Annotated in this window: 23 protein-coding genes; 14 read left to right on the forward strand and 9 right to left on the reverse strand. The window is 41.7% G+C overall.

Translation table 11 applies throughout. The features are described from left to right. Positions 1–34 precede the first annotated feature (34 nt). Positions 35–1,333, reverse strand: coding sequence for an alkaline phosphatase family protein (locus tag HP456_RS00970; protein ID WP_172248140.1), 1,299 nt, complete (start codon positions 1,331–1,333; stop codon positions 35–37). 304 nt (positions 1,334–1,637) lie between these two features. On the opposite strand from HP456_RS00970, the gene HP456_RS00975 reads away from it, so the two are divergent. Genes HP456_RS00975 through HP456_RS00985 form a run of 3 tightly spaced genes read left to right on the forward strand, consistent with a single transcriptional unit; the run spans position 1,638 to position 4,112 of the window. Then, the gene (locus tag HP456_RS00975; RefSeq protein WP_246288636.1) at positions 1,638–2,345 is read left to right on the forward strand and encodes a polysaccharide deacetylase family protein; all 708 of its coding nucleotides are present in this window, start codon (positions 1,638–1,640) and stop codon (positions 2,343–2,345) included. Position 2,346: 1 nt separating this feature from the next. Further along, positions 2,347–2,943, forward strand: a complete 597-nt coding sequence (locus tag HP456_RS00980) for a DedA family protein (protein ID WP_172248142.1) — start codon at positions 2,347–2,349, stop codon at positions 2,941–2,943. Between the two features lie 2 nt (positions 2,944–2,945). After that, positions 2,946–4,112 (forward strand): MGDG synthase family glycosyltransferase, encoded by a 1,167-nt coding sequence (locus HP456_RS00985; protein ID WP_172248143.1) that lies wholly within the window; start codon positions 2,946–2,948, stop codon positions 4,110–4,112. Between the two features lie 228 nt (positions 4,113–4,340). Here HP456_RS00985 and HP456_RS00990 read toward each other — a convergent pair whose 3' ends face one another. Further along, positions 4,341–5,132, reverse strand: coding sequence for a polymer-forming cytoskeletal protein (locus HP456_RS00990; RefSeq protein WP_172248144.1), 792 nt, complete (start codon positions 5,130–5,132; stop codon positions 4,341–4,343). 16 nt (positions 5,133–5,148) lie between these two features. Then, complete coding sequence (locus tag HP456_RS00995) at positions 5,149–5,784, reverse strand: DUF4004 family protein (protein ID WP_172248145.1); 636 nt, start codon at positions 5,782–5,784, stop codon at positions 5,149–5,151. A 412-nt stretch (positions 5,785–6,196) separates the two neighbouring features. On the opposite strand from HP456_RS00995, the gene HP456_RS01000 reads away from it, so the two are divergent. The 4 genes from HP456_RS01000 (at position 6,197) to HP456_RS01015 (ending at position 11,821) form a co-directional block, all read left to right on the forward strand. Next, on the forward strand, positions 6,197–8,251 hold the full coding sequence (locus tag HP456_RS01000) for a catalase (protein WP_172248146.1): 2,055 nt from the start codon (positions 6,197–6,199) through the stop codon (positions 8,249–8,251). Between the two features lie 231 nt (positions 8,252–8,482). After that, positions 8,483–8,656 (forward strand): hypothetical protein, encoded by a 174-nt coding sequence (locus HP456_RS01005; protein WP_172248147.1) that lies wholly within the window; start codon positions 8,483–8,485, stop codon positions 8,654–8,656. A gap of 172 nt (positions 8,657–8,828) precedes the next feature. After that, the gene (locus HP456_RS01010; protein ID WP_172248148.1) at positions 8,829–9,446 is read left to right on the forward strand and encodes a hypothetical protein; all 618 of its coding nucleotides are present in this window, start codon (positions 8,829–8,831) and stop codon (positions 9,444–9,446) included. A 242-nt stretch (positions 9,447–9,688) separates the two neighbouring features. After that, complete coding sequence (locus tag HP456_RS01015) at positions 9,689–11,821, forward strand: ATP-dependent Clp protease ATP-binding subunit (protein ID WP_172248149.1); 2,133 nt, start codon at positions 9,689–9,691, stop codon at positions 11,819–11,821. A gap of 158 nt (positions 11,822–11,979) precedes the next feature. Here the strand turns inward: HP456_RS01015 and HP456_RS01020 are convergent, their stop codons facing one another. Beyond that, on the reverse strand, positions 11,980–12,753 hold the full coding sequence (locus HP456_RS01020) for a Cof-type HAD-IIB family hydrolase (RefSeq protein ID WP_172248150.1): 774 nt from the start codon (positions 12,751–12,753) through the stop codon (positions 11,980–11,982). 123 nt (positions 12,754–12,876) lie between these two features. Here HP456_RS01020 and HP456_RS01025 point away from each other — a divergent pair, with 123 nt between their 5' ends. Together HP456_RS01025 and HP456_RS01030 are read left to right on the forward strand one after the other, a co-directional pair. Continuing rightward, positions 12,877–13,203, forward strand: a complete 327-nt coding sequence (locus tag HP456_RS01025) for an MGMT family protein (RefSeq protein WP_172248151.1) — start codon at positions 12,877–12,879, stop codon at positions 13,201–13,203. A gap of 175 nt (positions 13,204–13,378) precedes the next feature. After that, entirely contained in the window at positions 13,379–14,392 is a 1,014-nt protein-coding gene (locus tag HP456_RS01030) for a diguanylate cyclase (RefSeq protein ID WP_172248152.1), read from the forward strand. Positions 14,393–14,423: 31 nt separating this feature from the next. On the opposite strand, the gene HP456_RS01035 is transcribed toward HP456_RS01030, so the two are convergent. Beyond that, a complete protein-coding gene (locus HP456_RS01035; protein WP_172248153.1) occupies positions 14,424–16,037 on the reverse strand; it encodes an ABC1 kinase family protein in 1,614 nt (537 codons plus the stop codon). Positions 16,038–16,222: 185 nt separating this feature from the next. On the opposite strand from HP456_RS01035, the gene HP456_RS01040 reads away from it, so the two are divergent. The 3 genes from HP456_RS01040 (at position 16,223) to HP456_RS01050 (ending at position 18,190) form a co-directional block, all read left to right on the forward strand. Continuing rightward, the gene (locus tag HP456_RS01040; RefSeq protein ID WP_172248154.1) at positions 16,223–16,543 is read left to right on the forward strand and encodes a hypothetical protein; all 321 of its coding nucleotides are present in this window, start codon (positions 16,223–16,225) and stop codon (positions 16,541–16,543) included. 59 nt (positions 16,544–16,602) lie between these two features. Continuing rightward, positions 16,603–17,436, forward strand: a complete 834-nt coding sequence (locus HP456_RS01045; RefSeq protein ID WP_172248155.1) for a nucleotidyltransferase domain-containing protein — start codon at positions 16,603–16,605, stop codon at positions 17,434–17,436. A 256-nt stretch (positions 17,437–17,692) separates the two neighbouring features. After that, entirely contained in the window at positions 17,693–18,190 is a 498-nt protein-coding gene (locus HP456_RS01050) for a DoxX family protein (RefSeq protein ID WP_172248156.1), read from the forward strand. A gap of 270 nt (positions 18,191–18,460) precedes the next feature. Here HP456_RS01050 and HP456_RS01055 read toward each other — a convergent pair whose 3' ends face one another. The 3 genes from HP456_RS01055 to HP456_RS01065 form a co-directional block, all read right to left on the reverse strand. Then, the gene (locus HP456_RS01055; protein WP_172248157.1) at positions 18,461–18,649 is read right to left on the reverse strand and encodes a YfhD family protein; all 189 of its coding nucleotides are present in this window, start codon (positions 18,647–18,649) and stop codon (positions 18,461–18,463) included. A 113-nt stretch (positions 18,650–18,762) separates the two neighbouring features. Next, positions 18,763–18,891 (reverse strand): YfhE family protein, encoded by a 129-nt coding sequence (locus HP456_RS01060; RefSeq protein WP_376766182.1) that lies wholly within the window; start codon positions 18,889–18,891, stop codon positions 18,763–18,765. Positions 18,892–18,952: 61 nt separating this feature from the next. After that, entirely contained in the window at positions 18,953–19,864 is a 912-nt protein-coding gene (locus HP456_RS01065) for a TIGR01777 family oxidoreductase (RefSeq protein WP_172248158.1), read from the reverse strand. Positions 19,865–19,954: 90 nt separating this feature from the next. Between HP456_RS01065 and recX the strand changes: the two genes are divergently transcribed. Continuing rightward, positions 19,955–20,758 (forward strand): recombination regulator RecX, encoded by an 804-nt coding sequence (gene recX / locus HP456_RS01070; RefSeq protein WP_172248159.1) that lies wholly within the window; start codon positions 19,955–19,957, stop codon positions 20,756–20,758. A gap of 127 nt (positions 20,759–20,885) precedes the next feature. Then, entirely contained in the window at positions 20,886–21,209 is a 324-nt protein-coding gene (locus HP456_RS01075; protein ID WP_172248160.1) for a hypothetical protein, read from the forward strand. A 45-nt stretch (positions 21,210–21,254) separates the two neighbouring features. Here HP456_RS01075 and HP456_RS01080 read toward each other — a convergent pair. Then, positions 21,255–21,884: SDR family NAD(P)-dependent oxidoreductase (locus HP456_RS01080; RefSeq protein WP_172248161.1), on the reverse strand; the 630-nt coding region annotated here is incomplete at its 5' end.

Raw genomic sequence — 21,884 nt, forward strand, 5'->3', positions numbered from 1 at the left:
TCCCCCCCAAAAACCTAATTCCTTTTTCTACTATCTATTCTTCTATCAGCTCTTCCATTACTTTTCCGTCTGTTTTTCCTAAATCCAGACCCAGCAGCCGGGCGAATGTCGGACCTTCATCTGCAAGATGCATGACATCGATTTCTTTGTGAGGAACGATTCCTTTCCCTGCTGCCATGAATATGGTTGTGTAGTTTTCTTTTTTTGGAGAATAGCCGTGCGAGCCCCAAGTATAGCGTTTTTCTTTTACATCTTCCGGGGTGACGGTATGGATGAGTTCACCGTCCAGTGTATCTTTGAAATAATAGCCGATCCGGGCTTCCAGCATAAAGGCACATGTGGGGTCAGCCCCCATTTCCCCTGCTTCTGCACCGGTATAAATCTGTTGGATACCGTTAGAAGGGTTTTCATACAGCTCATAGAGAAGCTGCTCAATCTCCTTTTTAACAGACGTATTTTTCACATAAATATAGGCTGAACCGTCACAGCCTTTACAATAAGCTTTCCAGTTCTTTACTCTTTGCCTTGCATCAAGTGAGATGTAGCCTCTATCTTTCAAAAGAACATTTAATTGCACAGCCTTTGATTCATCAAGGGCACTGTGATCTCCGATTACAGAGACCGTTGAGTTTTCATATATTCCAGCTTCCTTCAGGGCCGCGAGGATCCTGCCAAGCCTCCGGTCATGACGGAGTATGGCGGCGATGGCTTCATCCGAGGAAAACCCATGATAATGCCTCTGGGTATCAAGGTCAGTAAAGTGAACAAGCAGTAAGTGAGGATTTTTCTCTTTAATCGTTGCAACTGTTGATTCCAGAACGAAATCATCAAGCTCAGGCTGATTTAGCCCCTTCCTTATATGACCGAAGCGGCGGTTAAGACTTAATTGATAAAGGGGAGTCCCGTTAAAGAGGGATACCAGAATTTGATTTTGCCAGGAACGGTTGGCAAAGATTTCCGGCATATTATAGTCAATATCGGCCTTGGCTGTAACCGGCCATAACAAGGCAGCTGTCGTCATGCCTGCTTTCTTTGCCTCATCATATAACGTAGTTCCTTTTATATGGCTGCGATGCCAGTACCAGTCCGGAGACACCCTGCCTGGCTGGGTGAAAGTGTTGTTAATGATGCCGTGTTTTTTAGGGTGATTTCCGGTCACGATGGTGGCATGACAGGGATAGGTGACAGATGGATAAATCGTTTCGACATTCTTACAGAGGGATCCTTTAGAGAGCAATTCGTTGAAGTGGGGGAGATCCTTTAGTATGGTGTAATCCTGTGATGATAAACAATCGAAAGAGATGACGATCAGGTGCTCAGTAAGACGAGTCATAAAGTCCTCCCTTATGCTTGAAAAGTTTGTACTATATACCTATTAATATAACAGAACATTAAGAATAAAAATATGGTTTATTTAGAGAGTGTGAAGGGTCTATAAACAAGATAATCATAGTGGAAGGTCAGCATGGGGATTTAAGTGCTGTTCGTACCGGCGGAGGTTTATCACACCTGCAAACAGGATAAGGAAGATTGATAAAATAAAGAAAGCATTATAAGATGGCATAGGGAAAAGAAGCAGGAATGCTTCTTTTATTTGACAGGCAGTGCATAACATGTCCGCTGGGAGTGTAGAACCATTGGTCGGAATTTTGATTGTAATAACAGGCATTTTTTTCATTTATTCTCTTGTAAGTACAGTCATCATCAGGTTGCTGAATCTGAGAGTCATCAGAAGGATACCGCAGGATGAGACCATCGCATTAACATTCGATGACGGTCCCCATCCAGTTTATACCCGGGCGCTATTGGATGTACTTGAAAAACACGGGGTTAAGGCAACATTTTTCGTTGTGGGGGAGCACGCGGAACAGTATCCGGAATTAATCAATAGGATGAAGGTGGAGGGCCATTCATTTGGAGTACACCATTACAGGCATCGATCAAGCTGGTTCTTAAGTCCTCTTGGGTTGAAGAATCAATTGGATAAGACAAATCGAGTCATCAAGCAGTTGACCGGTGAAGAAACTTTATTCTACCGCCCGCCGTGGGGACATTTTAATCTGTTCTCGCTGTTATTCACCAAACGTTACCGTATTGTCATATGGTCCCATATCTTTAAGGATTGGAAAGTGAAGGAATGCAAGGAACACTTGCTTAGGCGGTTGAATGAGGCTGACACCAGCGGAGCCATTTTCATCCTTCATGACAGCGGGTCAACGACTGGTGCCGATGAGGAAGCTCCTCAGTATATGTTAAAATGTTTAGATGCTTACATTGAGGATGCTCTTAGCAGAAATATCCAGTTCATCACCCTGGATGATGCTTTTAAATTAAAGGAGTCATAGCATGGGCAGCGAGCAGATCATTCATTATATACAAATATACAGCTATTTCATCATTTTTCTCTTTTTATTTTGTGGAATTGTAGGGATTCCTTCTCCTGAAGAATCGCTGCTTTTTTTAATCGGAGTTTTAGCAGCTCACGGCCAATTATCTATGTTCTGGGGTATCGTATTTTCATTCCTCGGAACTTATACCGGCATGATCGGGGGTTACTACGGCGGAAAGTTAGTCGGTTATCCCCTCATTAATAAATGTGGAAAGTGGATAGGAATCACAGAGGATAAGGCAGTTGAATTTGAGGCGAAATTCAAGCGGAATTCATCAAAAACCTTGATTATGGGATTTTTTATGCCAGGACTCCGCCAGGTCGCTCCATACCTGTCAGGGATCTTTTCAATAAACATCATGAGGTATTTGCTTATCTCATGTGCGGGCTCACTATTATGGTCCATCACATACATCCTGCTGGGGTGGGGACTCGGAAGTTCATTTCCGATTAATCCGAATTATGTTCCTTATTTAGGGGTTTTGCTATTAGTCATTTTTATTGTGTCATCCTTGACACGTTATCTAAGGAAGCGAAGGAAAGTGAGGGGATAGAGATGAAAATCATCCTATTGTCGATGTTCAGTGTTCCTACTGGACATGTCAAAGTAGCAGAAGTACTGCAGGAGAATATAAAAAGCAGCCATCCGGATGCAGAAGTAAAGATAATTGATTTTCTATCTTTCTCCAATCAATTTCTCGAAAATGCTGTCTCGGGTTTTTACATGAAGTGGATAAAAGCTTATCCGGAAAGTTATAAAAGCTTCTATTCACAGTTGATGATGAGCGATGACTATACGGGAGTGCTGAAGAGTCTCTCAATGTGCTCGGTCTATTTCGAAATGAAGCTGAAAAAATTAGTGGAAGAAGAGAAACCATCCCATATCATCTGCACCCATTCATTTCCTTCAAGGATCATTGGGAGGCTGAAGAAGAAATCACCTGTTTTTGATCCTGCAACGTTCAATGTGTATACAGATTTCTTTATCAATGGAGTATGGGATAAGGAAAATATTGATTTCCATTTAGTTCCGAGCAAGGAAACGAAGCAGGAATTGATCAATGAATATACAATACCCTCAGATAGAATTTATACAACCGGGGTACCTGTATCAGACGTGTTTAAAGAAGCCAAGTGTAAAAGTTCAAAAAGCGAAACAGACCAAAAACATCTCCTGATTGCAGGCGGGAATAATGGCTTGTGCGTATTAAAAGAATTCATGGTGGACCCTTCCCATGCCTGCAACTATACGTACACTGTCCTTTGTGGTCATAATAAGAAATTGTTTGATATGCTTTCGACTAAACCGAATATAAAGCCTTTGATGTATATCGAAGACCGGGAAGCACTGAATGAGATTTACGAGTCAGTTGATGCGATCATCACCAAACCAGGCGGAGTGACAATAACGGAAGCTTTGCATAAAAGAATACCGATCTTCATTCATGATTTTTTACCGGGTCAGGAAGAAATCAATCTGGAATTCCTAAAAGAGAAAAAATTAGTGTATTTATTAAACAGTGATCATCCTATGGAGATTATATCCAGTATTCTTAATGATGAAAGAGAAATGAGTGATCATCTTGTCAGAATCCATCAATATCTCACGAGCATTTCCACCAGTGTCGATGAAGCTTTGTCTGCACTGTTAAACATAAATCGCGGGCAGTTGATCCAGCCTTCCATTAATCAGCAAGGCGTTTCAAAAACATTGCTTAACTGAACAAATACCGCTGCCGATACCGTGTCAATGCTCCGCCTTTCCTTAGGAGTATTCGTCTTGTACTCCAATCAACAACTGGAAAAAGTTAAAAAGAGCAACAGTTCATAAAAAATCCGAACTACTTCGAATTCTATGAAAGAATTTCAAATTAAAGTTCGGATTTTTATTCATCTAATCACAATTTTCCAAGTCTTTTATCCGCTGGGAGATTATTATGTCAGATGCAGTTCAATTTTTAATAGAATTACCTATTATACTTCCGTCTTTAACATCGAATGAGCCGGAGTATTCGACTGTTCCGATTTCACAATTCTCTCCAATTGTTACGTTTTTCCCCCTTACGAGCTTTGCTTTCGTGTTTTCCAGGTGAATTTCGTCACCTTCTATTAAATCTGATCGAAGGCAGTCATTTCGCTGGACGAAGAAATTCACAACCTGTTTCACGAGTTTTGTGGAAAGTTCGTTTTTCACTTCAATGATTTCTCCGCCAATCTCCTTGATGAAGGATTCATGACTCACTTCAATATCCACTTTATCAGCACTGAGAAGTCCATTTATCTTCACAGAACCCCTTGCAATGAAAGTTTCCACTTCACAATCTTTCTCCACTTTCAATGACCCGCTGGTTTTAATCATTCCGCCCTGGAGTTTACCATCAATCTTCGTGGAACCACTTGATTTAAAGTCCTTACACGTAAGATCCTCACTGATTTTCGAAGATCCGCTGACGGTCATTTCTGCTGCTGTTACCGCTCCTTCGATTCTTGTACTGCCACTGATTGAAACCTCATTCGCTTTGATGCCCCCGCTGATTTTCGAAGATCCGCTGGTTTTAAATTCTTCCGTTATGATTTCCCCGTTAATTTTACCGGATCCAGAGATCTTGAGGTCCCTGCAGTCAATATCACCTTGTATTGTTCCGCTGCCGCTGATTTTCACTGAATTGAACCTGCCGCCGCCGGATGTACCGGAGCCGCTGATCTTTAAATCATGTAATTCCGTTTTTTCAACAGTACTCATCCTATATTCCTCCAGATCAATAATTGATTTCACTAGTCAAAGTGATTTTTAAATCTTCAAACATTTGGAGTAAATCAAGCTTCATAATTGTCTCGGCTGTTCGGTCAATGAAAGGGTTGGAGTGGAGCGGAAGCAATATCCAAATGACTGTATCATTTTTTCGCAGTCCCCGCAGTTCATAAGATGGATTGTCAAATACAGAAAAGCTTTCATGTAAAAACTGAAACAGTGCAATTTGATCTTTTGCACTGATCAAACGGGTTCGCACTTTTTCAACTATGAACATGTTCAGGATTTCCGGAAATTCAATCGATTTTACATTTTTTAACAGAGGTGTGCAGAACGATATCGTTTCCGAATGGAGAATCTTCTGCAGACGTAATGAATCTAACGTGATTTCAACCTTCGTCGGATTCGGTGAGAAGAAATCGGATAATTCATCCAGCGAGTGGGTGTCTTTCAGCTCTTTCACTTTTTCGATCCTTGCCAGCATTTTTTCCCGTGGAAAGAAGGTTTCTTGTCCTGTGAAACTGGACTTCTTGATAAACCAGTCTTCAGGAATGATACTCTTGCGTTTCCAGCGATAGAGCTGACCATAAGAGATACCCGTCAGTTCCAGGACTTCCTTCTTTGATATAAGATCGGTATCCAAGTAAGTATCACCTCTTTTATTCAGCTGTAACAAAACATTGTTACGTTAATGTATATGTACTATAGCAGAACATTGTTACGTTTGTAAAGGGTTTTTCTATTACGTGAATTGACCAAAGCCCATCCTGTTGAGAAGTATGCTGCAGGAAATCATATATGGCGTTTTCGAAAAAGGTGTATGGACGGGATCTTTATGAAGGTGACAGAAAGTGGAATTGGTTTCTTGGCCGATTGATCATCCACCTAATTATTAGGAGTTCTATTCTATTTCAAGTATTAATAGAATTTTTCCATCTTTCTCTTCAAACCGGGAACCAATAAACAATCGAGCATTCCAATTTATGTTTATTGGCTGTGTTGACGGGTATAAAACGAACAGAGCAATTTACATAGTAAATGAAAGGAATGAGATAATGAGGAACGATAAGAAGAGTAATGAGAGCGGCAATAGTAAAAATCAACAGCTTGACCAATATCGTGCCGACGACAGTGGAAAACATCTTACGACCAACCAGGGAGTGAAAGTGTCGGAAGATGAGTTTTCGTTAAAAGCAGGTGAACGGGGTCCCACATTGATGGAGGACTTTCATTTCCGTGAAAAGATGACTCATTTCGACCATGAAAGGATTCCGGAGCGTATTGTCCATGCGCGTGGATTTGCTGCTCATGGTGAATTTGAAGTCTACGAGTCTATGGGAGAATATACGAAAGCCGGATTTTTGCAGGATCCTTCCAAGAAAACACCTGTATTTGTCCGTTTTTCAACTGTGGCTGGAAATAGGGGTTCTGCAGAAACGGTCCGTGACGCACGCGGATTCGCTACAAAATTCTATACGGAAGAAGGCAATTATGATTTAGTGGGTAACAATATACCCGTTTTCTTCATCCAGGATGCTATCAAATTCCCTGATTTGGTACATGCGATCAAGGCTGAGCCTCACAATGAAATGCCTCAGGCAGCGACTGCGCATGATACGTTCTGGGATTTTGTAGCCAATAACCAGGAGTCTGCTCATATGATCATGTGGGCGATGTCAGACCGTGCAATACCACGGAGTTTCCGCATGATGGAAGGATTCGGGGTTCACACTTTCCGTTTCGTCAATGAAAAAGGAAAAGCCCACTTCGTTAAGTTCCACTGGAAACCGGTTCTCGGAACCCACTCTCTTGTTTGGGATGAAGCACAAAAGATTAACGGTAAGGACCCTGATTTCCACCGCCGTGATTTATATGAGTCAATTGAAAATGGGGATTACCCTGAATACGAACTTGGTGTTCAGCTGATAAAAGAAGAAGAAGAATTCAACTTCGACTTTGATATACTTGATCCAACAAAACTTTGGCCCGAAGAAGAAGTCCCGGTGAAGATCATCGGTAAAATGACCCTGAATCGAAATGTGGATAATGTATTTGCAGAAACTGAACAGGCCGCATTCCATCCCGGATCCGTTGTGCCCGGTATTGATTTCTCGAATGATCCGTTATTACAGGGTCGTTTATTCTCTTATACAGATACACAGCTTATCCGACTTGGAGGACCGAACTTCCATGAGCTTCCGATCAACCGGCCGGTCTGTCCTTTTCATAACAATCAGCGAGACGGATACGGACGCCAAACCATCAATAAGGGTCAGGTGAGCTACCATAAGAACTCACTTGCTAATAACACCCCTGCACCTGCAAATGAAGAGGAAGGAGGCTATACTCATTATCAGGAAAAAATGGAGGGACGCAAAGTCCGTGCGAGAAGTGAAAGCTTCAAAGACCACTTCTCTCAAGCCACACTTTTCTGGAATAGCATGAGCGGGCCAGAGAAAGAACATATGATCAATGCTTTCAGCTTTGAACTTGGAAAAGTCATGAGTAAATCCGTCCAGCAGCAGGTGGTCGATATGTTCGCTCATGTCAGTCTTGACCTGGCAAAAGGGTTTGCAGAAGCGATAGGAGCTGACGTTCCAGAAGGACCGGGTTCCAAAGTAACTAAATCGTCTCCTGCATTAAGTCAGGAAAACACAGTCAAGAGGCCTCATACACGTAAGGTCGGGGTCATTGTCAGCAACCTGTTCAAAGGAAAAGAAGTAACAACTGCTCTGGAGAGATTAAAAAAGGCAGGTCTCCAGCCTGAAATCATCAGCAGCAAACTAGGGGTCCTGAAAGGAGCAGAAGGAGAGGAACTGGAAGTGGATCACACCTTTTTGACATGTGATTCAGTTATATTCGACAGCTTATACGTGGTTGGAGGTAACGAAACAGATAAGAATTTCTTTAAGGAGACTTCCTATTTTGTAAAAGAAGCCTTTGCTCACTTTAAGCCCATCGGTGCCACACATGAGGGAGCTTCAATCCTGGAAGAAATCGGAATCAAGAATGGTCCGGGCGTAGTGACTGGTGAATCAATAGACACATTCACCTCTGAATTTATTGAAGCGATTTCAGCACACCGTCACTGGGATCGTGAAATTGTCTGAAGATGGAAATAATGAAAGTAAGGGAGCCGGATTTACCCCCGGCTCCTTTTTGATTTTTTGGCAGTCAAGCTTTGTACTCGCCCCTTCTCTCATACTTACCCTCTAACCGTTTCTATTGTTTTAATCTACTAAGCTATTCACCCATTTTACTAGATACTAGTTAACTATAACAAACCATTTCATGTGGACAACCATAATATATTAGAGAAATGAACAAGGAGGTGGATATTCATGCCAAAAGGTCCAGCTCATCATGCTGCAGGAGAAGATTTTGACTTCTTTAAACTTCTACTGGTGTTGCTAGTGGTAGCGTTTTTAATAACGTTAGGCATCGCTCCAATCGCTGCGTTAATTATCGGAATTGCTTTACTGCTAATCGTAGTCATCAGTGAATTGTTTGACTAAGAATTGAATGATCATGGAAAGCGGTTCTTATAACCGCTTTCTATCAGACTAAGGCAAAGATAGTTCCTGAATAAGTTCCTGGCGGTCACATGAAAGTCAACAGCGGTTTTTATCAATGCTTTCTTTAATGAAAGCACCTTAACACTAACAGATTGAAAGGAGGCAAACATACATGGATAACAAAAATATGATAGAAGAACTTTACAAACTCATTCAGGACCAGGTAAATAAAGATGGCAGGCAAATTACAATCGATTCAGCTTTGGAGATGATAACATCTGCATTAAAAGAGAATGAATTATCCAGTGAAATAAAGGGACAATCCGACTCTCTCAAAAATCAGCTTCAATCAATCATTCCTGAAAATATTGCTGACATGGAGTCATTGAAAGACAAAGCAGCAGAGTTCATGAAGGGAAACTCACTAAACTTGGATACCCTGCAGGGACTGGTAAGCGGTGTTCTGGACAATGATGCGTTAAAAAATCAACTGGGTCAATTGTCATCAGGAAAAGAAATCGATGCGAAATCACTGATCAATGGTTTGAGTTCATTGGTTCAATCGAATGGGGGAACAGGGGCCGTAATTCCTATGAATTTATTAAACCTTGTCCAAGGCATAGACATAATGAAATTGATTGAAGGAGTATCTGCCCGCCGTAAAAATAAATCAATTAAACAAGAAAATAAACAAGAAGATAATAAAAGCAAATCAAAACAAAAATCTAAAAATTCAAATCCACAATATAAAATCGACTATGAATATGACGAATGTGATCTATGGTATTAATCGGGGGGAAGCTGGCCAATCAAAAAGCCAGCTTTTTTGCATGTTTTTACATAAAGGCTGGGATTGTCTAAAATTTTCCATAAGCAGAAATCTTGAAAGTCAAAATAGGTCAAACTATAATGTAGCTATAAGGTCAAAGAAAGTCAAAGTCAAAACCTTACTCCTTGTACGCTATTAAAATCAAATTACTAACAAATATTTTTTCAGCATATAAACAAAACACTATTAGGAGGTAATACTTTATGAAATGTCAATTGTGTCATCAAAATCAGGCAACAGTGGAAGTGTATAAAAGTATGAATAATCATAAGACCCGGCTGCAGATGTGTTCAGATTGTTTTCAACAACAACACTCTAAAATGACTGCCGGGGACGGCGGATCCCCATTTGAAGAATTATTTAAACGTTTAAATATGAGCGGACATCACCCTCAAGCATTTGGAGGAGAGCAGCATAACCCGGATACACAAACAGGTGGAAACGGCGGTAATGGCGTACTCGATCAATTCGGCCGTAATGTAACTCATGAAGCGAAGGCGGGCCTTATTGATCCTGTAATCGGAAGAGATAAAGAAGTAGAGCGTGTGATTGAAATTCTAAACCGCCGCAATAAAAACAATCCGGTTCTGATCGGTGAGCCGGGTGTAGGTAAAACGGCAATCGCTGAAGGGCTGGCACTTAAAATTGTTGCAGAAAATGTACCGTCCAAACTTCTTAACAAAGAAGTATATGTAATGGACGTTGCTTCATTAACGGCCGGTACCGGAGTCCGCGGTTCATTTGAAGAACGATTGAAAGCGATTATAAACGAGCTGCAAAATCGCAAGAATGTCATGTTATTCATCGACGAGATCCACCAAATAGTAGGTGCAGGCTCTGCAGAAGGCTCGATGGATGCAGGCAATATCCTAAAACCTGCACTTTCCCGCGGTGAACTTCAAGTAATAGGGGCGACTACATTGAAAGAATACCGCCAAATCGAAAAGGATGCGGCTCTAGAACGCAGGTTCCAACCAGTGATGGTGAATGAGCCGACTCCTGAACAGGCAATAGAGATTCTAAAAGGGTTACGTGAAAAATATGAAAGTTACCATGGCGTAATCTTTAGCGATGAAACAATCGAGGCATGCGTGAAGCTTTCTCACCGCTATATACAGGACCGGTTCTTACCGGATAAAGCAATCGATTTGATGGATGAAGCGGGTTCTAAGCTGAATCTGAAATCAGAAGGCAAAGATACACCTGCCCTTCACAAGGAATTAAAAGTAATAAAAGCAAAGAAGGAAAAAGCAACGCTAGAAGAGCGATATGAGGAAGCAGCCAAGCTTCGCGATGAAGAAGCAGAGATGGAGAAACAGCTTCAATATGGCACAGCTCAAAAGTCTATTGTCGAACCAGAACTGATCCAGGCAATCATTGAAACGAAGACAGGTATTCCTGTAGGGAAGCTTCAAGGCGATGACCGTAAACGTATGAGAGAGCTGGAAACAAATCTTTCGAACAAAGTAATCGGTCAATCCGAAGCTGTGAAAAAGGTAGCGAAAGCGATTCGCCGGAGCCGTGCGGGCTTAAAAGCGAAACACCGTCCGATTGGTACTTTCCTTTTCGTGGGACCGACTGGTGTAGGAAAAACAGAATTAACGAAAACGCTGGCGGGAGAATTATTCGGTTCAAAAGATAGTATGCTGCGATTGGATATGAGTGAATATATGGAGAAGCACTCTGTATCCAAACTGATTGGTTCACCACCAGGATATGTCGGACACGAAGAGTCAGGACAACTGACGGAGAAAGTCAGAAGAAATCCTTACTCCATCATTCTTTTAGATGAAATCGAGAAAGCCCACCCTGATGTTCAGCATATGTTCTTGCAAATCCTGGAAGATGGACGCTTAACGGATAGTCAGGGGAGGACCGTAAGTTTCAAGGAAACGGTCATCATCATGACAAGTAATGCAGGAGTGACAGATAAGAAAGAAGCGGTTGTAGGTTTTGATACAGTCGGCACGGATGCAGTGAAGGAAACTACGATCCTGCAATCATTGGGTGCTTACTTCAAGCCTGAGTTCCTTAACCGATTTGACAGTATCATCGAATTTCAGTCACTCGATAAAGATGAGCTCATTCAAATTCTTGATCTGATGCTCGCTGAACTCCAAAGTGAACTTAGTGACCAAAAGATTACTGTAACAGTCGAGAAAAAAGCTAAGGATAAGCTGGTTGAGTTAGGTTATCACCCTGAATTTGGAGCAAGACCGCTGCGCCGTGTGATCCAGGAGCAGGTAGAAGACAAGATTGCTGATTTACTTCTTGAAGATGAAAGTGTAAAAGAAGTCATTGTGAGATTTGAGAATGATGAAATTATAATCGGATAAATGAGTCAGGGGAGCATCTAATTGTCAGATGCTCCTGTTTTTCTGCATATTGACAGAGAAAAAAACGTGATCCAAATGTCAGGAGCACGTTTTCATTTGAAAAGCTAGTTGATTTTAATAACAGGGAATAACAAAAAATAGCTGTTCAGAACAGTTATTTATTTGTCAGAATAAAGTACTCGATCAATCGCTTGTGCGACCCCATGATCTGTGTGATGGCCAGTCACCCAATCCGCTGCTTTCTTTACCTTTTCCTGAGCATTTCCCATCGCTACCCCGAACCCGGATTCCCTGATCATGGCGATGTCATTCATACTGTCACCGACAGCCATCACTTCCTCCATCGACAGATCCAGCCATTTGCATACCTTTACAAGTGCTGCTGCTTTGTTGACACCTGCTGGATTGATTTCAATATTAGTCGGACTGGAATTGGTGATTTCAAGTGCTTCATTTTTCATCAATTCGTCCATCACCACTTTACGCACTTCATCATCCTGGATATCGAATCCGAATTTCAACCAGTCGTATGTATCGATGTCCTGGTCAAAAGGGTTATGAGTATTGAATATACCCTGAGTTGTCGAAGACCAGTAATAAACATTATGCTTCTCCTTTAATGTCCAAAGAAGTTTCACGAGATTTTTATCAAGCGGTGTAGTGTCCACCAGATTATAGTCATGATCATAAATTTCCCCGCCGTTTACAGTGATCAAATAAGAGGAACGGCCAAGTTGATCTGAAATATCCCTGCACGTTCGCAGAGAGCGTCCCGTACTCAACACTACATGAATACCTTTTTCCTTTGCCCGTTGAATGGCCCTCTCATTCTCCGGAGAAACCTCGCCTTCGTGATTGACAAGCGTCCCATCCATATCAAGTGCGATTAATTTTATCGACATAAACATCACGTCCTCTCTTCTGCTAATCATTAGTTTAATATAAAAGAGTAGAATATTATAGGAAAGAGGCTTAAAGCCGTATCTTTCATTCCCTATTACTATTTCATATAATCAGGTAGACTAAACATATAAGTTAGAAGAGGAGTGCATTTGTTGAAAAGTTTTACCGAACGTGCAATAACCATCATAAAAGACATCCCGCCGGGAAAAGTCATGACATACGGGCAAATTGCAGGCTGCGCAGGGAGTCCAAGGGGAGCAAGACAGGTGGTAAGGATTCTGCACTCCATGAGCAGGAAGCATCATCTCCCCTGGCATCGGGTGATCAGTAGCAAGGGGAAAATCGGTTTTCAAGATGAAGATCAATTTCATTTCCAAAAAAAGCTTCTGGAAGGAGAAGGGGTGGTATTTGTCGAGAACAGGATTGAGTTGAAGGATTTTCAATATTCTCCAGTATTCCCCGCTGAAGAATATGAATAATGTGAATTATTTGAAGTAATGAGTGAAATTATATACGGTAATACGGTATAATTTACCTATTATATAAAACGTGAGGAAAGATACAGGTATGATAAGTGATTTAGTAATAAACATATCTCTGATAATGTCGTTCACTTTTGTATGGCATCAGCTCTTCAGGAAAAATAGGCTGACCATGGCTTCCCCGACCACCATAAAAGTAGTTGATGGGATTCTTGCGGGTTTACTGGGAATTATTCTCATGCACTACAGTATTGGTGTCAACGATATGACCATCCTCGATTTAAGGCATATTCCGGTCATACTTGTTGCGTTCTACGGAGGCTTCCTGCCAACGATCATTTCAGCTGCAGTCATCATCGCAGGACGCTTCTTCATCGATGTGAACTATTCCTCTTATGTAGCATTATTCATGATGCTTGCGATTGCCATCGGATCGGGAGTGATTGTCCGGTACCTGAAAGCCGGTCCGTGGAAAAGGTGGGCCGTGCTGCTTCTTTATAGTCAATTGATCTTTTCGGCAGCCCTTTATATCGTGGTAGACAATTATTCCGAAGTTCTTGATTTTGCTTTATTTCATGTTCTCAGTACACTCATCGGCGGCAGCTTGACGCTGTATTTTGTCGATTATATCAGGAACACGAGTGAGCGCTATTACCGCTATAAAGAAAATGCCCAAAGAGATGCACTGACCGGACTATATAATGTCCGTTCATTTGACAGTCATTATAACCGGATTATTGAAGAAGCGATCGAGGAGAATGAAGCGTGCGCAATCTGTCTGATCGATGTCGATCATTTCAAACAAATAAATGATACATACGGTCATACAGCAGGTGATGAAGTATTGAAGCAGCTTGCCGAATTATTAAGCAGATTGACCAGGACAGGTGACATTTTGTCACGGAATGGAGGAGAAGAATTTTCTTTGCTGCTTCCATGTTGTACGGTGCACCAGGCGAAAGAAATCGCCGGGCGTGTGAGGGAAGCGGTATATGAGCATGGATTTCTCCTGCCGGATCAGAATAAGCTTCAGTTATCTGTCTCAGTTGGTGTCTCGGCATTCATCCCGGGCTCAGAGGAACGGGAGTCCCTGTTTCAAGAAGCGGATGAAGCTTTGTACAAAGCCAAGCAAAACGGGCGGAACATCGTATGCACCAGCCGGGAATGTTCCATTCGGTACCAATAGGGATGCACCGAGGTGCATCCCTATTGGTATCCTAACGATTTTTCAATTTACTTAACCATTTTTTCTGTTTCACTCCGGTGATTGAATAACCCAGTAAAGCAATCCCGGATAGGGCGGCGCTCCCCTGCCAAAGGACTTCCAATTCATTATTATATCCGAAGAAAATACCGGGCATTGCGACGATGAAAAGTGTAAAGGCGTGCTTTTTTTGATTTTCATACAGGCTGAATTGAAACAAGTTTTTCTGATGATCGTCTTTTTGCTGGATCATTCTATTGGGAATTCCGACCAGCTCACGAATTCTATGGATACCTTGAAACAAAGGCTGTGACGCAATCCATTTAAGCAGGAGGTCCCATTTGCTCCGATCGGTGTTTTTGACCCAATCGAGAAATGCCGGTTTCATAATATCGAGTGTTTCTTTTTCCGGACATAATGTATAACTCAGCCCCTCGATTGTGGCAAATGAACGTCCGAGAAAAATGAAACGGGTCGGGACTTGTATGGGCAGAGATTTCATCATTTGGTTCATTTCTTTTTTCACAGCAACCAGATCCATCTGTTTGAACTGTTCCATATCAATGGACACAAGTTCCTCGAGAAGCCCCTCCACGCCTTTAAGGCTCGCATCGGGTAATAAGAAGCCTAATTGTGCGAGAGCCTCTGCAGCCTTCTGATAATCCTTCAACAAGATGCCTTCCAGCAATTGTTGGAAATATACAGAATCACGTTTGGAAATTTCTCCAACCATCCCGAAGTCCAATAAAACAAAAGTTCCATCTGGCTGTATCAGGATGTTTCCTGCATGCGGATCTGCATGGAACGTCCCGGCTTCAAGCCATTGAGGCAGGAACAACCGGAATAATCTCTGTCCAAGCTTCTCACCCTCCAGTTCAAACCGTTCAATCTCTGAAGTATCGTTAAGTCTAACCCCTTCAACCCATTCCATCACCAGTACTTTATCTGTACATAATTCAGGATAAACTTCTGGTACCTTAATGCCAGGATGATCTTTAAATCTTTCTTTGAAAGCGATCGCTGTCTTCATTTCTTTATAAAAATCAAGCTCCTGTTCAATAACTTGCTTCAGTTCCCGGTAGAGCATCTTAAAATTGATCAAGCCTTTTGGGACAGGAGCGAAATGTCTCACGAACCAGAGGATGATTGCCAGGGATCTGAAATCGGTTTTTACCAATAAAGGAATTTCAGGACGCTGAACTTTGACTGCCACCTGGGTTCCATCGGTCAGCCTTGCCTTATACACTTCACCTATGGAAGCGGAGGCAACCGCTTCACGATCCAGTGATTTCAGGTTAACGGTGACAGGATACTTCCACTCCGACTCAAGCACCTTCTCTATTTCTTCCCGCGGAGATGGGGGGACATGGTCAACCAGGTCTTTAATCTGATCAACAAAGCTTTTTGGCATCAAGTCTTCACGTATGCTCATCAGTTGTCCAACCTTGATAAGGACACCATTCAATTCAAATAGTGTTTGCTTGAATTCCTTCCCGATTTTTTCCCATAGCCGATTCTTTTCTGTTTCCGACTTCCCTCTCAACTCATACCAATACATTCTTAGGACGATTGAAACAGCAAGTGAAACAATCTTCCACATTCTCCAAAGCTTTCTTTGCGTTTTCATACTGTCTACCCCCCGTCAGGTTGGTTTCTATATACTCAATTCCCTGCTTCATTTCAAGTCTACTGCAAGTATCATTAGATTATCTGAAAATGACAAAAAGAGAAAGGGAATTTGTGGTAGGATTTATTCAATAGATTCTCGTAAATGGCATGGGAATGTAATGAAAAGAAGAAGGAGTGCAATTCATGTTCGTAAAAATATATGAATATCATATCCAGCCTGATAAAGAACAAGAGTATTTAAATATCCAGCAAAAAGCCGGAGAGATTTACAAGCGGCACATAGACGCTCATTCACTTCACCTGAAAAGTAGGGACGACCCTTCAAAGTGGATGGAAATCACCCGTTATAGAGATGAGGAAGAATATAAAAGAAGTATCGTTTTGATTAATCAATATGAAGAAATAAATGAATTATTTAGGGAGTTTCAATCCCTGCTCGCATCTGAAAAAAGTGTGATCAGGGAGGAAGACTTCATTGCGGTAAAAGAGAGAGAGACTTTTTAAACGTGCTGTTTAAATAATATTATTGGAACATGAGCCATTAATAGAAAGGGGGAGAAGTCATGGGATTCGAAACAAAACACGAAAAAAGAGATGCGAATTTGATCAGTAAACGGGAGGAATTAAAGGAAGCAATAAGAAGAGACTTGATGAATGACGAAAATGTGCTGGCTTTTTACTATGGCGGATCAATTGCGAAGGGGAACCACGATTGTTTTTCAGATTTGGATTTGAGGATCGTCGTCAAAGATGAAGTATATGAAGAGTATAGAAAGAATAAGAAAGAACGTGCCAAGTTCTGGGGAGATGTTTTATTTTATGAAGATTTCCCTTGGGCAAAGCATACGGTCGCTCACTTCAATTGCTTCATAAAGGTGGATGCATTTTACTATAAAAAAGGTGACCTGAAACCTTCACATTATATGAAGGAAGAAGCACATATCGAATATGATCCCTGCAATATCGTAAGAAATGTTAGAGAACATTCACGACTTCTCCGGTATGAAATTAATTACGGTGATTTTGAAATATGGAGAAGTAAATTCTTCGCTCACATGCATGAAGTGTACAGGAGAGTGCATAGGGGAGAACTTTACTATGCACTTCATTCCTTGGATATGATGAGATGGACGATTGCAGCGGGCTGGGAAATGGTGAAAGACAGGCAGCCGAATGCCCCCGGAGACTGGTCGAAGTACGAAGGAGAGAGATCTCCATTTAATAAGAGGGAGAAGGAGCTTTTGGCAGGTTGGGACGCATGCCGAAATCCTGATGAAATTTATACTGTGATGAAGAATATTGTACCCGAATTTAAACGGATACATAGTCGCCTTTGTGAAAAGATTGGGGAAGATGAAAAGGCTGAGTGGGTAGATGAAATCGTGGAAATGGTGTAGACATGACCCTGACAGAGCAGCTTCAGTTAGGGGTTCATGTGGATTGTGGATATATTAGTCAGAAGTATCTTATAGGTTTTTGACAGCTTTATGAACTGTGCACAATGTCTATTGCAGAAAGTGGTGGCGGGGGGTATATTATAAGTGTAAAGTAAATGTGAAATAATTCACAAATAACTAGTTATAGCCAAAAAAGATATTTTTGTGCATGTATTTGTGAAATACTTCACAATAATTCATAAGGAGATGAACCATCATGAAATGGTGGCATGATGAAAAGGTTAGTGCAGTCTGGACAGTGCTTAGAATTTGGCTGGGAATCAAGTGGCTTGAAGCAGGATTGCATAAAGTCAATGATGGTTTTGACGCAAGCGGATTTCTGCAGGGGGCGATAGCCAAGGCAGGAGGCGAGAATCCTGCAGTTCAGGAGTGGTATGCAGGATTCTTGAAAGATTTTGCTATACCAAATGTTGATTTATTCAATTTCCTGATCCCTTGGGGGGAAGTTCTAATTGGGCTGGGATTGATTACAGGATTGATGACAGTGCCGGCTTTACTCGCTGGAGCTTCCATGAACCTGAACTTCCTGATGGCAGGAACTGTGAGCACGAATCCGCTTCTTCTTACAATTGCAGTTATCCTTCTTTTCACTGGTAAAGGCGCATACTACTGGGGTGCAGATCATTGGGTAATGCCTTATTTGAGACAAATCTTATTGCATAAGGATGATAAAAAGAAACCGGTAATCGTTTAAATGAAGAGAGCAGGGGATTCTTCTTAGTTTGGTAAATAAGCGGAAAGAAGTTAATTGGTTGAATTATCATGGGAATCGAAAAGCATATTCATGAAAGTGGCAAGATTAAGTCCAGCAGCGGCAAGATTATTCTGAAATCCGCCAAGAATAATTCCATTGTCCATAGTAATCCTTTCCTTCTTTCAATTTACAATGAAATAAAGCCGCCCAATGTAAAAGGCGGCTTGTATGAATTCCTCAGGTCCATATCCTAAACCGTGAGGGGCTCTGTTATTGGTTTTTCTTCACGCGTACACGTTGGTTCGCTGCGTTTGCGCGAGCCTGAGCTTCCATGTCAGCTTGGTCGGCAAGTTCTCTTGAGAACTCTTCGTCAATACCGTCAGATTTTAAAGCCGCCGGTGTCTGTGGCAAGCTGTTCATGTTTTTGTCGCGTTTTTTATGTCCTCGTGATCTGCCCAATACAAACATCCCCTTTAATTAGGTTAAAAAACAAAGGTACAAGACTCACGCTTATGTGAGCTTGTACCTTTATTTTTTATCAAAAGGAGTAATTTTAGTTAGGTAATATTTGCTTAGGTATGTCGTTTAGGACTGAAGCCTGCAGCACGATCGGCTCTTTTGAATTCTCTTGAATAGGTTACTTCCTGCATACTTGACAGCTTTGATTTGTCTTTGTCTTTTTTACGTTTATTATCCATCATATGTACTTCCCTTCTTTTCAAGATTTACTCTTATTTTTACCTTTAAAAGAAGGGGTCATACCTAACGTGAATGATAAATATTTACAAGTGCACTTTCAAGTTCAGTATATTCAAACTGAAAACCGTTTTCTGAAAGGACGCTTGGCAGAACTTTTTGTCCTTCCAAGACGAGTTGGCTCATTTCACCCATTGCCAGTTTTAAAGCAAACGGAGGTACCGGAATCCAATGTGGCCTGCCTAACACACTTCCAAGAATGATGCCGAACTCTTTCATCCTGAGAGGAGTCGGAGCCGTGACGTTTGCAGGACCTGAAATCGCTTTGTTTTCAGCTGAGAACCGAATCGCCCTTGCAACATCAGTTATATGAACCCATGACATCCACTGGTTTCCGGGCATCACGGTACCGCCTATAAACATCTTATAAGGCATGGCCATGCGGGGGAGGGCTCCTTGATCTTCACCAAGAATGATTCCAAACCGGGTATAGACAACCCGAAAACCTTGTTTTTCTGCTTTCGATGCCTCTTTTTCCCAAATCTGAACGGTTTCCCCTAAGAAGTCATTTGCCTTTTCGGTGGAAACTTCCGTATAGGTGTTGGTCTTCGATGATGGATAGAAGCCAATGGCACTTGCATTAATAAGGCAGTCAGGTTTATTGGAAAGGCTTTTCATTAATTCTATCACTTCTTGAGTAGACGAGATGCGGCTGTTTATAATCCGCTTCTTCCGTTCGTCTGTCCATCGGCCGCTGCTAATGGATTCACCGGCAAGATTGATGAATACTTCCGTGCCTTCGAGATCATGCTGCGGGTGTGCATCATCTGCCAGCCATTTAGTGTACGTGATTCCCGGCCGATTTTCATATTTATCAGGACTTCGGGTGAGGATCACCACTTCATGGTCATGAGTCACCAATTCATCGGTAACTGCCTGCCCGACAAACCCTGTACCTCCTGTGATGGCAATTTTCATGTTCATCCCTCCAGTTCTACTTATTATTTTACCTATTTGCAGAATTAAAAACATAATCTGGTGTGTTACAGTAATAAGGAGGTGGAAAATATGGGTGTCATATCGAAAATTACGAAGCAAGTGAAAAATGATGAACGCTACAATGTATTCATTGAGGGTAAGTATGCCTTCAGTGTGGATGAAGTTGTGCTCGCCAAATTCGGGTTGCGAAAAGGGCTTGACGTGGATGAGCTCGAAATTTCCGAAATGCAGTATGAGGATGATGTGAAAAAAGCGTTGAATAAAGCGATTCACTTCCTGTCATACCGAATGAGAACAGAAAAGGAAATCCGCGATCATTTAAAAGATGATGAATTAGAAGAAGGCATCATCGGTGAAGTCATTCATAAACTAAATGATATGAAGTATTTGAATGATTTAGAATTCGCACATGCTTTCACTGGTACACAAATCAATACATCAGATAAAGGGCCGGGCTGGATACGCGGTGAACTGTACAGAAAAGGTGTCGATGATCCATATATTGAAGAAGCTCTTGAGGCTTTTACGTTTGAAATGCAGGTCGAAAAGGCGGCTGCGCTTTCAGAAAAACTATTGAGGAAGTATCGGAATGATTCCTTTATGATTGCCAAACAGAAGATAGAGCAGAATTTGCAGCGCAAAGGGTATCGCGGTGCTGTCATGAAGGCTGTATGGGAAACGATTGAAACCGAACGTGATACGGATGAGCAATGGGATGCCCTCTATCATCAGGGACAGAAAGCGCATAGAAGATTTTCAACTAAGTACGAAGGTTTTGAATATAAACAGAAAATGAAACAGGCACTTTATCGAAAAGGGTTTCCAATTGATAGGATCGAACGTTTGCTGGAAGTGCTGAAAGAAGAGGGGTGAGTTAAGGCGAATCTGCTGGAATAAGGGGGAAACAGGAAATGGAATTTGCTGCTGTCTTGTTCTTAGGGAGCATGCTTGCTATGCTTATTGGAACAGAAAAAGATTCAAGCTGATTGCGGGGGGAACCGTGACAGCGATCGGGCTCACGTTTGTAATCGGGGAAATAGCGATCAAATTGCAAACCGGATTTTATTCAATGAACAACATTGAATGGAGAAACCAAGGACATGCAGAGACACTTGGTGAATGGGTGGTCCCTTTCTTTTTTTTCGGCATAGTACTCTTCTTGACCCTGGTGAATATCCGCTGCATATGGTGGTATAAGAAACAAACTGAAGGTATCAGATGGGTGTGGATTGCTCTGCTGATCATCATTGACCTGTCAGCTGTTTTTATTGTTTCATTAATGATTTTTTTCGTGGCTTTTATGTTTTTTCCATTTGCTCCATAGCGCGGCTGAAAAAAGGTCGAGGGTTCTGCCCCGACCTTTTTACGTTTATTTTTTTGAATCAATGACGATTTCTTCGATTGATTGGTATTCTTTTACAATAATTTCTGCAACTTCTCTGGGAGAACGTAATCGTGAACGGTCGCTTATATGATCGCTCTCATTCCAGAATGGTGTATTCATGCCTCCCATATAAGCATTGACCACCCTTAAACCGGAGTCTTCATACTCCTTCTGAAGGCTTTCACCGAACCCTCTGAGTGCGAACTTACTCGCAACATAAAGCGATTCATTCTTCTTTCCCCTTAGGCCAGCAGTGGAAATGATATTGAGGATAGTGGAGTGTCCTTTTTCCAATTGTGGCAAAATAGCTTTGGTTAAACGGATCGGACCAAGCACATTTGTTTCAAACATTGTTTCAAGTTGTTCATCTTTCGATTCAGTCAGCGGGCCAAAGTAGCCTACCCCGGCGTTATGTACCAATAGACCAATACCATCCTGAAGCATTTCGGTAGACGTGACCTGCTCTATTTCCACAGATGACCTGACATCAAGCGATGCGAATGAGACTACGCCCCCTGAATGTTCAATTTCATTAGCAGCTTCCTCAAGATTTTCTTTTGTCCGTCCTAACAGAATGATATGAAAATCCTTTGAAAGAAGTTTGCCGAGCTCTTT

Source organism: Bacillus haikouensis (assembly GCF_013179555.1).
Lineage (GTDB): Bacteria > Bacillota > Bacilli > Bacillales > Bacillaceae_B > Rossellomorea > Rossellomorea haikouensis_A.